Source organism: Janthinobacterium algoris, from assembly GCF_051380935.1.
Classification (GTDB): domain Bacteria; phylum Pseudomonadota; class Gammaproteobacteria; order Burkholderiales; family Burkholderiaceae_D; genus Janthinobacterium.
Window position 1 is genome coordinate 1 of sequence record NZ_JBNYXZ010000013.1, and the last position, 14,149, is coordinate 14,149.

Annotated in this window: 12 protein-coding genes; 11 read left to right on the forward strand and 1 reads right to left on the reverse strand. The window is 60.2% G+C overall.

Annotated features, from left to right (window positions below):
• Positions 1–198: 198 nt before the first annotated feature.
• Positions 199–909 (reverse strand): outer membrane protein OmpA, encoded by a 711-nt coding sequence (ompA, locus tag ACQ4W7_RS18975; protein ID WP_219133265.1) that lies wholly within the window; start codon positions 907–909, stop codon positions 199–201.
• Positions 910–1,565: 656 nt separating this feature from the next.
• Between ompA and gyrA the strand changes: the two genes are divergently transcribed.
• The 11 genes from gyrA (at position 1,566) to ACQ4W7_RS19030 (ending at position 14,120) form a co-directional block, all read left to right on the forward strand.
• The gene (gene gyrA / locus ACQ4W7_RS18980) at positions 1,566–4,259 is read left to right on the forward strand and encodes a DNA gyrase subunit A (protein ID WP_436532490.1); all 2,694 of its coding nucleotides are present in this window, start codon (positions 1,566–1,568) and stop codon (positions 4,257–4,259) included.
• A 164-nt stretch (positions 4,260–4,423) separates the two neighbouring features.
• Positions 4,424–5,008, forward strand: a complete 585-nt coding sequence (locus tag ACQ4W7_RS18985; protein WP_426072714.1) for a DUF2059 domain-containing protein — start codon at positions 4,424–4,426, stop codon at positions 5,006–5,008.
• 24 nt (positions 5,009–5,032) lie between these two features.
• The gene (serC, locus tag ACQ4W7_RS18990; RefSeq protein WP_436532492.1) at positions 5,033–6,139 is read left to right on the forward strand and encodes a 3-phosphoserine/phosphohydroxythreonine transaminase; all 1,107 of its coding nucleotides are present in this window, start codon (positions 5,033–5,035) and stop codon (positions 6,137–6,139) included.
• Between the two features lie 82 nt (positions 6,140–6,221).
• Positions 6,222–7,292: a prephenate dehydratase gene (pheA, locus tag ACQ4W7_RS18995; RefSeq protein ID WP_070257597.1), complete on the forward strand. Its 1,071-nt coding sequence runs from the start codon at positions 6,222–6,224 to the stop codon at positions 7,290–7,292.
• A gap of 44 nt (positions 7,293–7,336) precedes the next feature.
• The gene (hisC, locus tag ACQ4W7_RS19000; RefSeq protein ID WP_426072716.1) at positions 7,337–8,443 is read left to right on the forward strand and encodes a histidinol-phosphate transaminase; all 1,107 of its coding nucleotides are present in this window, start codon (positions 7,337–7,339) and stop codon (positions 8,441–8,443) included.
• A 4-nt stretch (positions 8,444–8,447) separates the two neighbouring features.
• Complete coding sequence (locus ACQ4W7_RS19005; RefSeq protein ID WP_436532495.1) at positions 8,448–9,356, forward strand: prephenate dehydrogenase; 909 nt, start codon at positions 8,448–8,450, stop codon at positions 9,354–9,356.
• A gap of 18 nt (positions 9,357–9,374) precedes the next feature.
• Entirely contained in the window at positions 9,375–10,730 is a 1,356-nt protein-coding gene (gene aroA / locus ACQ4W7_RS19010; RefSeq protein WP_436532497.1) for a 3-phosphoshikimate 1-carboxyvinyltransferase, read from the forward strand.
• A 16-nt stretch (positions 10,731–10,746) separates the two neighbouring features.
• On the forward strand, positions 10,747–11,415 hold the full coding sequence (gene cmk / locus ACQ4W7_RS19015; protein ID WP_426072719.1) for a (d)CMP kinase: 669 nt from the start codon (positions 10,747–10,749) through the stop codon (positions 11,413–11,415).
• A 131-nt stretch (positions 11,416–11,546) separates the two neighbouring features.
• On the forward strand, positions 11,547–13,259 hold the full coding sequence (gene rpsA, locus ACQ4W7_RS19020; protein ID WP_071650172.1) for a 30S ribosomal protein S1: 1,713 nt from the start codon (positions 11,547–11,549) through the stop codon (positions 13,257–13,259).
• A 17-nt stretch (positions 13,260–13,276) separates the two neighbouring features.
• Complete coding sequence (locus ACQ4W7_RS19025; RefSeq protein ID WP_008446215.1) at positions 13,277–13,582, forward strand: integration host factor subunit beta; 306 nt, start codon at positions 13,277–13,279, stop codon at positions 13,580–13,582.
• Between the two features lie 235 nt (positions 13,583–13,817).
• A complete protein-coding gene (locus ACQ4W7_RS19030; RefSeq protein ID WP_426072856.1) occupies positions 13,818–14,120 on the forward strand; it encodes a LapA family protein in 303 nt (100 codons plus the stop codon).
• The last annotated feature ends 29 nt before the right edge of the window (positions 14,121–14,149 follow it).

Here is a 14,149-nt window from a genome sequence, read left to right on the forward strand (position 1 = left end):
GAGTGGTAAGGTAATTGTTTTGTTTGGCGACATCAATTTACCAATTCAAAACCCTCGCTGCCACCCCCTTCGAGCAAAAAAGTCAAGTCCATCTTCCCCCACCAAACGCGAAGAACCAAAAAAAACCCCGCCTGGGCGGGGTTTTTCATGCTGTCCTTGACTTGCGCGATGACTTGCGGCAAGTCAGGGGCTCAGCTATTACTTGTTGCGGGTACCAACAACTTCGATTTCCACGCGACGGTTTTTCGCACGGCCTTCGGCAGTTTTGTTATCAGCAACAGGTTGTTTCTCGCCTTTGCCTTCGGTGTACACGCGGTTGCTTTCAACGCCTTTGGTGACCAGGTAGGCTTTGACAGCATCAGCACGACGTACCGACAGTTTTTGGTTGTAAGCATCGGTGCCGACGGAGTCGGTGTGACCCACAGCGATGATGACTTCCAGATTGATGCCGCCCAGTTGTGCGGTCAGCTCGTCCAGCTTGGCTTTGCCTTCTGGCTTCAGCGTAGCTTTGTCGAAATCGAAGAATGCATCAGCAGCGAAGCTGACTTTTTCCGAGGTAGGAGCAACGACAACTGGCACTGGTACGACAACTACTGGTGCCGGTGCTGGTACGACTGGCGCTGGTGGAGCCACGCATTTGCCGTCTTGCAGGGTTTCTGGCTCTACGCACAGTGGCACGTCGCAACCTGGCACCGCGTCAGCAGGTGTCCAGTAGCCGGTGCGCCAGCACAGACCGAATGGATCGCGCACGATCACGCCGCGGGCATCTTGCACGTAAGCACTTTTTGGGCTTGGTGCTTTGATGTCAGTGGTAACTGGCGCGAATGGTGGGGAGGTTGGGGTTTGGGCCGAAGCCGAGCCAGCAATCACTGCGGATGCAGCGAAAAACAGCGTTACAAATTTATTCATTCTTTTTTCCTTTCGGGGGGTGATATCCGCAGAACAACACTGCGCTACTGGTGCTACGTGCCAAGATTTTATCATGTAGACCATATGCGCTCGTCTCAGATTGCGAAACTAGCAATTAACTTCCCAGTCATTTTGCCACACGCATCAGGGGCGCACGACCGTGGTTAAATCAAAGCTTGCCCGATTTTAGACCGCACGTTGTTTTTGCGCAACGAAAATGCTCATTTGTAACGCGTCTGTAACAATTGATCGCTTTTTTTGCCACTTTTAAGGGCAGGTGTCTTGAACTGATATTGCCATTGTGCATTATCGACAGGCCAGCGTGCACGGCCCCGGTGCAAACTGTCAATATTGTCGGCATGGCCAATTTGTACAGGTAGCTGGGCGCGCATGCTAAAATCGTGCGCTTGACTGTTAAGAGTGTCGAGCAAATGCCCCCGGCGGCACTGCATGGCCAGGACTTACCCCTGCGGTACACGTACTGGTGGTGCCGCCAGTCCGCCGATTTGCTTGGGCACTCTGCGACATGGAAGCCGGGCCGCGCCAGCAGCGCGCGGTGCGATGTCCACGACGACAGCCGCCTAGGATATGCAGTATTGCGTCATACATTGCGTAACAGATAAGTTAACCACAGCCTGAGATCAGTCGAACCGCCAATGGATCAATTCGCAAAAGAAACAATTCCTATTTCCCTCGAAGAAGAGATGCGCAAGAGCTACCTCGATTACGCCATGAGCGTGATCGTCGGTCGCGCCTTGCCCGATGCGCGTGATGGCTTGAAGCCAGTGCACCGCCGCGTCTTGTTCGCGATGCATGAAATGAATAACGTGTGGAACCGCCCTTACGTCAAGTGCGCCCGCGTGGTCGGCGAAACCATGGGTAAATACCATCCCCACGGCGATGCCTCGATCTACGACACACTGGTGCGCATGGCGCAAGATTTTTCGCTGCGCTACATGCTCGTCGATGGTCAGGGCAACTTCGGTTCCGTCGACGGCGACGGCGCCGCGGCGATGCGTTACACCGAGTGCCGCCTGGACAAGATCGCCGGCGAGCTGCTGGCCGATATCGACAAGGACACCGTCGACTTCCAGCCCAACTACGATGGCAAGGAAAAGGAACCGACGGTCTTGCCGACGCGTATCCCGAACCTGCTGATCAATGGCTCGTCCGGTATCGCCGTCGGCATGGCGACGAACATTCCGCCACACAACATCACCGAAGTCATCGACGGCGCGCTGCACGTGCTGCGCAACCCCGATTGCACGATCGATGAATTGATCGAGATCATTCCCGCCCCCGATTTCCCGACCGCCGGCATCATCTATGGCGTGTCCGGCGTGCGCGACGGCTACCGCACCGGCCGTGGCCGCGTGGTGATGCGCGCCAAGACCCACTTCGAAGAATACGGCAAGGATGGCGGCCGCATCGCCATCATCGTCGACGAGCTGCCATTCCAGGTCAACAAGAAATCCTTGCTGGAACGCATCGCCGAGAACGTGCGCGACAAGAAGCTGGACGGCATTTCCGACATCCGCGACGAATCCGACAAGTCGGGCATGCGCGTGGTGATCGAGCTGAAGCGGGGCGAAGTGCCGGAAGTGGTGCTGAACAACCTGTACAAGCAGACCCAGTTGCAAGATACCTTCGGCATGAACATGGTGGCCCTGGTCGATGGCCAGCCGAAGCTGCTGAACCTCAAGCAGATGCTGCAATGCTTCCTGTCGCATCGCCGCGAAGTGGTGACGCGCCGTACCGTGTTCGAATTGCGCAAGGCGCGCGAACGGGGCCACGTGCTCGAAGGTCTGGCTGTCGCGCTGGCCAACATCGATGACTTCATCGCCATCATCAAGGCCGCGCCGACGCCGCCGATCGCCAAGGTCGAGCTGATGGCCAAGGCCTGGGATTCCTCCGTCGTGCGCGAAATGCTGGCCCGCACGGGCGACGGCACGACGCCGGGCGGCATCGATGCCTATCGTCCGGAAAACCTGCCGAAGCACTACGGCATGCAAACGGATGGCCTGTACAAGCTGTCGGACGATCAGGCGCAGGAAATTTTGCAGATGCGCCTGCAGCGCTTGACCGGCCTGGAGCAGGACAAGATCGTCAACGAGTACAAGGACGTGATGGAACATATCGCCGACTTGCTCGACATCCTGGCCAAGCCGGAACGCGTCACCGTCATCATCACCGATGAAATGACGGCGGCGAAAAACGAATACGGCGCCGGCAACAAGGACGTGCGCCGCTCGCAGATCGAGTTGAATGCGACCGACCTGGAAACGGAAGACCTGATCACGCCGCAAGACATGGTCGTGACCCTGTCGCACACCGGTTACATGAAGGCGCAGCCGATTTCCGAATACCGCGCGCAGAAGCGCGGTGGGCGCGGCAAGCAGGCCATGGCGACCAAAGAGGAAGACTGGATCGACCAGCTGTTCATCGCCAATACGCATGACTACATCCTGTGCTTCTCGGATCGTGGCCGCATGTACTGGCTGAAGGTGTGGGAAGTGCCGCAAGGCTCGCGCAATTCGCGCGGCAAGCCGATCGTCAACATGTTCCCGCTGCAGGACAACGAAAAGATCACCGTGATCCTGCCGCTGTCGGGCGAGAACCGCACGTTCCCGGAAGACCATTACGTTTTCATGTCGACCAGCCTGGGCACCGTCAAGAAGACGCCGCTGAAGGACTTCAGCAATCCACGCAAGGCCGGCATCATCGCGGTCGACCTGGACGACGGCGACTTCCTGATCGGCGCGGCGCTGACCGACGGCCAGCACGACGTGATGCTGTTCTCCGATTCGGGCAAGGCAGTGCGCTTCGACGAAAACGATGTGCGTCCGATGGGCCGTACGGCGCGCGGCGTGCGCGGCATGAATCTGGAAGAAGGCCAGCACGTGATCGCCCTGCTGGTGGCCGAGAACGAGCAGCAGTCGGTGCTGACGGCCACGGAAAACGGTTACGGCAAGCGTACGCCGATCACCGAGTACACGCGCCATGGCCGTGGCACGAAAGGCATGATCGCCATCCAGACCAGCGAGCGCAACGGTAGAGTGGTTGCCGCGACCCTGGTCGATACCAGCGATGAAATCATGCTGATCACCACCGGTGGCGTGCTGATCCGTACCCGCGTATCGGAAATCCGCGAGATGGGCCGCGCGACGCAGGGCGTGACCCTGATCGCCGTGGAAGACGGCACCAAGCTGTCCGGCCTGCAGCGCGTGGTGGAAACGGATATCGACGAAGTCGAGCTGACGACGGAGGCGGGCCTGGAGGCCGCGGTTGCGCCGGCAGCGGCTGAACCAGCCGATCCTGTTGATCCGGTCGATCCGGCCCAGCCGGAGTAAGATGATTGGGGCTCTTTCGGGAGCCCCAATTGCTATTGGCGTGCCTTTTCTTGGCGCCGCCAGCGGCATTTCGTAGGTCGGCTTAGTCCGTCGGGCGTAAGCCCACATGCTTCGCCGGCAGTACCCCAGTATCCTTTTACCAGTCATTCAACATTGCGCATGCCATGAGAAAAATCGTCGCCACCTTCTTCGCCGCGTTTTCGCTGGCCTTCCTTGCGACCCTGCCGGCTCTGGCCCAGAATGCGCAAGCCACGCCTGCCCGCCAGGCGGCGCCCAGCCCCGCCATGAAAGTGGCCGTGCGGCGCATGCTCGATGCGATGCAGTTCCCTCAGCTCACGCGCAGCATCTTCGACCAGATGCTGCAATCGGTGCCGGCCATGATCCGCCAGTCGGCGCAGCAGCAAATCAGCAGCAACCCGAAACTGGACGAGCAGCGCAAGGCGCGCGCGCTGGCCAGCGCCGAGGAGGAAATCCCCCTCGCCATCGCCACCCTGACGCAGGTACTGGCCGACCCGACCCTGATCGATGAGTTGAGCGCTGAAATGGTGCCCTTGTATGCGCGCTTTTACACGGTGCCGGAAGTCGAGCAATTGACGGCTTTTTACAAAACGCCGCTGGGACGCAAGATGCTGGCCACCATGCCGCAACTGTCGGCCGAATCGATGGCCATCAGCCAGCGCGTGCTGATCCCGCGCGTGAATGCCGTGCTTGAGCAAGTCATGCGGGCGGCCACGCAGTCGCCCCAATAACTCCATTTTTTCAAGGACAGTATCGTGACCCATCAAGCCTTAAGCCCTATCTACAACTTCTCCGCCGGCCCCGCCGTCCTGCCCAAGGAAGTGCTGGCGCAAGCGGCCGCGGAAATGCAGGACTGGCATGGCAGTGGCATGTCGGTGATGGAAATGAGCCACCGTGGTCCCGAATTCATTTCCATCTATCAGCAGGCAGTGGCCGACCTGCGCGAACTGCTGGCCGTGCCCGATAACTACAAGATCCTGTTCCTGCAGGGCGGTGGCCTGGGCGAGAACGCCATCATCCCGATGAATCTGGTGGGCTTGGCCGCGCGGCAGCCGGCCACCGTCGACTTCGTGCACACGGGCTCGTGGTCGGGCAAGTCGATCCAGGAAGCGGCCAAGTATGCCAACGTCAACGTGGCCGCGTCGTCCAAGGCCGCCCGTTTCACGGGAGTGCCGCCGGTGAGTGAATGGAAGCTGACGCCGGGCGCCGCCTACCTGCACATCTGCACCAATGAAACCATCGACGGCGTGGAATTCCAGCAGGCGCCGAACGTGCCGGCAGGCACCACCATCGTGGCCGACATGTCCTCGCACATTTTGTCGCGCGTGATTGACGTATCGCAATACGGCGTGATCTTCGGCGGCGCGCAAAAGAATATCGGCCCGGCCGGCCTGACGCTTGTCATCGTGCGCGAAGACTTGCTGGGCAAGGCCTTGCCGATCTGCCCGTCCGCGTTTGACTGGAGCATCGTGGCCGAACATGAATCGATGTACAACACGCCGCCCACCTACGGCATCTATATCGCCGGCCTGGTTTTCCAGTGGCTCAAACGCCAAGGTGGCGTGGCAGCCATGGAACAGCGTAATATTGAGAAAGCGGCGCTGCTGTACGCGGTGCTCGATGCGGACGACTTCTACCAGAACCGGGTCGACCCGGCGTACCGCTCGCGCATGACCATCCCGTTCTATCTGCGCGACGAAAGCTTGAACGACGCATTCCTGGCCGGCGCCAAGCAGCGCGGCCTGCTGCAATTGAAGGGCCACAAGTCCGTCGGCGGCATGCGTGCATCGATCTATAACGCGATGCCGATCGAGGGCGTGCAAGCCCTGGTCAACTATTTGAACGAGTTTGCCGGACGCTGAGTCGCATAGACGACCGCGCCGGCCCGCCGCCGGCGCAGGCCGCGCGGCCATGATTGAAGTACCGCTGACGAAACAAACAACCATGACCGATAAATTGAAACCGCTGCGTGAACAGATCGATGCGATCGACGCGCAAATCCTCGAGCTGCTGAACCGCCGCGCGCAAATCGCCCAGCAAGTGGGCCACGTGAAGGCCGAAACGCAGGCGCCCGTGTTCCGCCCCGAGCGCGAAGCCCAGGTGCTGCGCGGCGTAGCCGAGCGCAATCCCGGCCCCATGGGCGACCGAGAAGTGCAGACCATCTTCCGCGAAATCATGTCGTCGTGCCGCTCGCTGGAAAAGCGCGTCACCGTGGCGTATCTTGGCCCGGCCGGCACCTTCAGCGAACAGGCCGTGTATCAACAGTTCGGCAGCGCCGTCGAAGGCTTGCCGTGCGCGTCCATCGATGAAGTGTTCCGTTCGGCCGAGGCGGGGACGGCGGATTTCGGTGTGGTGCCGATCGAGAATTCCTCGGAAGGCGCCGTCAACCGCACGCTCGACATGATGCTGCAGACTAGCCTCATCATCAGCGGCGAGGTGGCGATTGCCGTGCACCACAGCCTGATGACGAAGAGCGGCAATATGGACGGCGTCACCTCCATCTGCGCCCATTCGCAGGCGCTGGCGCAGTGCCAGGTGTGGCTGAACCAGAATTACCCGCACGTCGCGCGCCACGCCGTGGCGTCGAACGCCGAAGCGGCCCGCATGGCCGGCGAAGATGGCACGGTGGCGGCCATCGCCAGCGAACTGGCCGGCGCGCAGTACAAGCTGGGCGTGGTCAAGGGCCATATCCAGGACGACCCGCACAACCGCACGCGCTTCGCCGTCGTGGGCACCTTGCAGACGGCGCCGTCGGGCAAGGACCAGACCTCGCTGGTGCTGGCCGTGCCGAACAAGGCGGGCGCCGTGTACCAGCTGCTCGCACCCCTGGCGAAGCACGGCGTGTCGATGACGCGCTTCGAGTCCCGCCCGGCGCGCATGGGCAGCTGGGAGTATTATTTCTATGTCGACGTGGAGGGCCATGTGCACGACGCGGCCGTCGCCCAAGCGCTGGCCGAGCTGCAAAGCAATGCGGCGTTTTTCAAGGTGCTGGGGTCGTATCCGGTCAGCCTGTGAAGTTGTAGCTATTCTAACAATTACCCACTTTTTTAAAGAGCACCATGTCTAAAAATATCGGTCCAGAATACGTCCGCGCCATCGCCCCTTACCAGAGCGGCAAACCGATCGCCGAAGTCGCGCGCGAATTCGGCCTCGACGAGGCAGCCATCGTCAAGCTGGCGTCGAATGAAAACCCGTACGGCATGCCGGCATCGGCCAAGCAGGCGATGATCGCCGCCATCGATGACCTGGGCCGCTATCCGGACGCCAACGGCTTTGACTTGAAAGCCGTGCTGTCCAAGCGTTATGACGTGCCGGCCGACTGGATCACCCTGGGCAACGGCAGCAACGACATCCTGGAAATCGCCGCGCACGCGTTTGTGCAGCATGGGCAATCCGTCGTCTACTCGCAGTATTCGTTTGCCGTGTACGCGCTGGCCACGCAAGGCCTGGGCGCGCGCCACATCGTCGTGCCGGCGCAAGCCTATGGCCATGACCTGGATGCGATGGCGGCGGCGATTGCCGACGACACGCGCTTGATCTTCATCGCCAACCCGAACAACCCGACCGGCACTTTCCTTTCGGCCGCGCAGCTCGAAGCGTTCCTGCAAAAAGTGCCGCAGCACGTGGTGGTGGTGTTGGACGAAGCCTACAACGAATTCCTCTCGGCCGACGACCAGTACGAGTCGACGGCGTGGGTGCGCCAGTATCCGAACCTGGTGGTCTCGCGCACCCTGTCGAAGGCGTATGGCCTGGCTGGCCTGCGCATCGGCTTCGCCATCGCCCAGCCGGTGTTGACGGACTTGATGAACCGCATCCGCCAGCCGTTCAATGTCAATTCGCTGGCGCAGGCGGCGGCGATTGCCGCCCTGAACGACAAGGCATTCCTTGAGCAAAGCGCGCGCAACAACGCGGCCGGCTACCAGCAGTTTACGGAAGCGTTCACGCAGCTGGGCCTGGAATTCGTGCCGTCGCACGGCAATTTCGTGCTGGTGAAGGTGGGCGACGATGACGGTGCCGGCGCTAGAGTCAACCTGGCGCTGCTGAAACAGGGCGTGATCGTGCGCCCCGTGGGCAGCTACGGCTTGCCGCAATGGCTGCGCATTTCCATCGGCCTGCCGCAGGAAAACGCCATCTTCATCGCCGCGCTGACGAAAGCGCTGGCTTGACGATATGACGACGCCGGCACTGAACAAGGTAGTTATCTTTGGCGTAGGCCTGATCGGCGGCTCGTTCGCGCGCGCCTTGAAACACGCGGGTGCGGTCGGCACGGTGGTTGGCATGGGCCGCTCGCCGGCATCGATGGCGCGCGCGCTCGAACTGGGCATCATCGACGAGATCGGCGGCGACATGGCCAGTGCCATGGCCGGTGCCGACCTGGTGTTGCTGGCCGCGCCCGTGGCGCAGACGGGCGCTATCCTGGCGTCCATCGCGCCGCATTTGCAACCGGGCACCATCGTCACCGATGCGGGCAGCACGAAAAGCGACGTGGTGGCGGCCGCGCGCGCGGCGCTCGGTGGCAAGGTGGGGCAATTCGTGCCCGGCCACCCGATCGCTGGACGTGAGACGAATGGTCCCGACGCGGCCATCGTCGATCTGTATCAAGGCAAGAAAGTGGTGCTCACGCCGCTGACGGAAAACGCCGCGGCTGATGTGGAACTGGTGGCTGGCGCGTGGCGCGCCTGCGGCGCCATCCTGCGCACCTTGAGCCCCGAAGAACATGACAAGGTATTTGCCGCCGTCAGCCATCTGCCGCATTTGCTGGCCTTTGCGCTGGTCGACGACATCGCCAATAAGCCACACGCCGGCCTGCTGTTTCAATACGCGGCCAGCGGCTTTCGCGACTTTACGCGCATCGCTGGCTCATCGCCGGAAATGTGGCGCGACATCAGCCTGGCCAACCAGCCGGCGCTGCTGCACGAACTGGACGCCTACCTGGCGCAGTTGACGATCTTGCGCGCCCACCTGGCGGCGAACGACGGCGCCGCCATCGAAGGCGTGTATGCGAACGCCCAGCACGCGCGGCAGCAATGGATCGAGGCGATTGAAACGGCGGAAATTCCGGCCGCGCCCACACGATAAATACTCAAGGATTCCAGCATGACCCAGACCAAGCACTACCCCCACCATATCGATTTGAAGCCGGTGATGCACGCCGAAGGCACGGTGCGTTTGCCCGGTTCGAAAAGCATTTCCAATCGCGTGCTGCTGCTGGCCGCGCTGGCCAAGGGCACGACAAAGATCATCGACTTGCTCGCCTCCGACGACACCTTTGTCATGCTCACGGCATTGACCTCGCTGGGCGTCAAATGGACGCCGGATGAATTGACGGGCGACCCGGCCTCTGCCCACCAGGTGCATCACGTGGAAGGCTGCGGCGGCGTCTTCCCGCACCACGAGGCCGACCTGTTCATGGGCAACGCCGGCACGGCGATCCGCCCGCTGACGGCGGCCTTGGCCGTCATCGGCGGCGATTACACCTTGCACGGCGTGTCGCGCATGCACGAGCGCCCGATCGGCGACCTGGTCGACGCGCTGAATGCCGTCGGCACGCAGATCGAATACACGGGCGAGCAGGGCTTCCCGCCGCTGCGCATCCGCCGCGGCCACATCCACGCGCAACGCATCGCCGTGCGCGGCAACGTGTCGAGCCAGTTTTTGACGGCCCTGCTGATGGCGGCGCCGCTGATGGCGCGCGACCATGCGGTGACTATCGATGTCACGGGCGAGCTGATCTCGAAGCCCTACATCGAGATCACGCTGAACCTGATGCGCCGCTTCGGCGTGACGATCGAGCATGACGGCTGGCAGTCGTTCACCGTGCAGCCGGGCCAGCAATATCAAAGCCCGGGCACCATCCACGTCGAAGGCGACGCTTCGTCGGCCTCGTATTTCCTGGCGGCCGGCGCCATCGGCGGTGGTCCCGTACGCGTGGAAGGCGTGGGACGCGACAGCATCCAGGGCGACGTGCGTTTCGTGGAAGCCTTGCAGCAGATGGGCGCGACCATCACCATGGGCGAGAACTGGATCGAGGCCCGCTCGAAGGGCGTGCTGAAAGCCGTCGACATGGATTTCAATCATATTCCCGATGCGGCCATGACGATCGCCGTGGCCGCCCTGTACGCGGACGGCACTTCGACCTTGCGCAATATCGCCAGCTGGCGGGTGAAGGAAACGGACCGCCTGGCTGCCATGGCGACGGAATTGCGCAAGCTGGGTGCCGAAGTGGAAGAGGGCGCGGACTACCTGCGCGTGACGCCGCCGGCGCAAATTGCCGCTGCCACCATCGATACGTATGACGACCATCGCATGGCCATGTGCTTCTCGCTCGCTTCGCTCGATGGCGCCGCGCGCCGTGGCAATGAGATGCGCATCAATGACCCGAAATGCGTAGCCAAGACCTTCCCCGAGTATTTCGCCGCGTTTGCGGGGATTGCCAAAGACACCTTGATTTAATTGATTGTTTAATACTATGTCGACCTCCAACATTCCAGTCATCGCCATCGACGGCCCCACCGCTTCCGGCAAGGGCACGGTGGCGCACCGCGTGGCCGACAAGCTGGGCTTTCATTACCTTGACTCGGGCGCGCTGTACCGGCTGACGGCGCTGACGGCGCTGCGCCGTGGCACGGACTTGCGCGACGAGCATGCGCTGGCCAAGCTGGCCGAGCACTTGCCTTGCCATTTTGCGGGCGGCGAGATCTTGCTGGCGCAGGAAAACGTCACCGAGCAGATCCGTGCCGAAGAAGTGGGCAATACGGCGTCGAAAATTGCCGTACTGCCAACGGTGCGCCAAGCCCTGGTCAGTTTGCAGCTGGGTTTTCGCAAGACGCCCGGTCTGGTGGCCGACGGACGCGACATGGGCACGGTGATCTTTCCGCATGCCCCATTGAAGGTGTTCCTCACCGCCAGCGTCGAGGCGCGCGCGCAACGGCGCTACAAGCAATTGATAGACAAGGGTTTTTCTGCTAATATGGAAGACCTTCTGATGGATTTGCAGGCGCGGGACGAACGTGATACTCACCGTGCGATTGCGCCGCTGGTCCCCGCGGAAGGGGCGCATGTCCTCGATACCTCGGCCATGACGGCAGATGTTGCTGTTGAAACCGTGTTGAAATGGTATGCGTTGGTTGCAAAATGAGTTGCAAAATGGTGTGATTTTTATGCTATGTGGTGCCCGTTGACGGCTCCTGGCCTGTCCGGGTGTGTCAAAAACCTAACCCAGTTTAAGTCGCGTCGTGCGATCTCTGCTGGATAACCTGTGTGAACCCTATGTCTACTGTTACAACTAACGAATCTACCGGTATGGAAAGTTTTGCTGCGCTCTTCGAGGAATCGTTGTCGCGTCAAGATATGCGCTCCGGCGAAGTTATTTCCGCTGAAGTCGTGCGCCTCGACCACAATTTCGTGATCGTCAACGCCGGCCTCAAATCCGAAGCATTCATCCCTGTCGAAGAATTCAAGAACGACCACGGCGAACTGGAAGTCAAAGTTGGCGACTTCGTTTCCGTGGCGATCGAATCGCTGGAAAATGGTTTCGGCGATACCATCCTGTCGCGCGATAAAGCCAAACGTCTGGCTTCGTGGCTGGCTCTGGAAAAAGCGATGGAATCGGGCGAAATCGTCGTCGGTACCGTCAATGGTAAAGTCAAAGGCGGTCTGACCGTGTTGACCAACGGCATCCGCGCATTCCTGCCGGGCTCGCTGGTTGATACCCGTCCTGTCAAAGACACCACCCCATTCGAAGGCAAAACCCTCGAATTCAAGGTCATCAAACTGGACCGCAAGCGTAACAACGTGGTTCTGTCCCGCCGCGCCGTCATCGAAGCTTCGATGGGCGAAGAGCGTCAGAAACTGATGGAAACGCTGAAAGAAGGCACGGTCGTGACCGGCGTCGTCAAAAATATCACCGACTACGGCGCGTTCGTGGATCTGGGCGGTATCGATGGCTTGCTGCACATCACCGACCTGGCATGGCGCCGTGTACGTCACCCGTCGGAAGTACTGACGGTTGGCCAGGAAATCACCGCCAAAGTCTTGAAATACGATCAAGAGAAAAACCGTGTTTCGCTGGGCGTGAAACAACTGGGCGACGATCCTTGGACCGGTCTGTCCCGTCGTTACCCACAAAGCACCCGTCTGTTCGGTAAAGTAACGAACCTGACCGACTACGGCGCATTCGTGGAAGTGGAACAGGGTATCGAAGGTCTGGTACACGTTTCCGAAATGGACTGGACGAACAAAAACGTTGCTCCTAACAAAGTTGTCCAACTGGGCGACGAAGTAGAAGTCATGGTTCTGGAAATCGACGAAGAGCGTCGTCGTATTTCGCTGGGTATGAAACAGTGCAAAGCCAACCCTTGGGATGACTTTGGCGTTACCCACAAGAAGGGCGATAAAGTCCGCGGCGCGATCAAATCGATCACCGACTTCGGCGTGTTCATCGGCCTGGCCGGCAACATCGACGGTCTGGTGCACCTTTCCGACCTGTCCTGGACCGAAACCGGCGAAGAAGCCGTGCGTCGCTTCAAGAAAGGTGACGAACTGGAAGCCATCGTTCTGGCCATCGACGTTGAGCGCGAGCGCGTTTCCCTGGGCGTCAAGCAACTGGAAGGTGATCCATTCAACAACTTCGCAGCCATGAACGACAAAGGCTCGCTGGTAACCGGTACCGTTAAATCGGTTGAGCCTAAAGGCGCCGTGATCCAACTGTCCGAAGAAGTTGAAGGCTACCTGCGCGCTTCCGAAATCTCGCGCGACCGCGTTGAAGATGCTGGTACGCACTTGAAAGTCGGCGATACCGTCGAAGCAATGGTGTTGAACATCGACCGCAAAGCCCGTGGTATCCAACTGTCGATCAAAGCGAAAGACAACGTTGAAACCCAGGAAGCCATGCAGAAGATGGCAGCTACCGACAACAACGCAGCTTCGGGCACCACCAGCCTGGGCGCCTTGTTGAAAGCTAAGTTCGATAACAAGAACTAAGACTGCGGATACGGCAGATGACAAAGTCCGAGCTGATCAACCGCCTTGCTGAGCGTTATTCTCAGCTGGTGGCGAAAGATGCGGAGTATGCCGTCAAAACCATTCTCGATGCGATGACCAACGCCCTGGCGACCGGTCAGCGTATCGAGATCCGCGGTTTTGGCAGTTTTGCCCTGAACAGCAGGCCCCCGCGCATCGGTCGCAACCCGAAATCCGGCGACAAAGTGATGGTGCCTGAAAAACGGGTACCCCACTTCAAACCGGGCAAACAGTTGCGCGAGCGGGTGGACGCGATGGTCGGGCAACCGATAATCGAGGATTAATCGTCTGCTGGAAGGCGACATAGAAAGCGGCGTCCTTGGATGCCGCTTTTTTTTGTTAATATGCTGAGAATACCTGACATAAGCTACTGCGCGTCGCGCTTTGCGGCCTGCGATGCTCACCGTACTTCAGTACGGTTGCGCTTCTTGGCCACAAATCACTGACGCTCGCTACGCTTCTACCAGGCATTCCAAGGTTGTGCCATACGGGCATTTTTTGTACTTTCTGGGCGTATCGATGAAAATCATCTCCACCATCGTTGGCTGTGTTCTTTTCGTCCTGTTCTTCAGTTTTGCGCTGAAGAATGCGCAGGTTGTCGACCTGCATGTTTTCCTTAATTATGAAATTCGCGGCCCCCTGGTCTTGATGCTGCTGGGCTTTTTTGTCGCCGGCGCCAGCCTGGGCGTACTAGCTCTGACGCCGACCGTGTTCCGTCACCGCCGCGAAGCGACCAAGCAAAAAACCACCATTGCCGCGCTGCAGACCGTTGGCGTGCCCAGCAATGTCCAGCCGCAACCGGACAGCGTGAGCGCGCAGTAATCGGCGCCGTCGCTCCTATCTCTCTTACT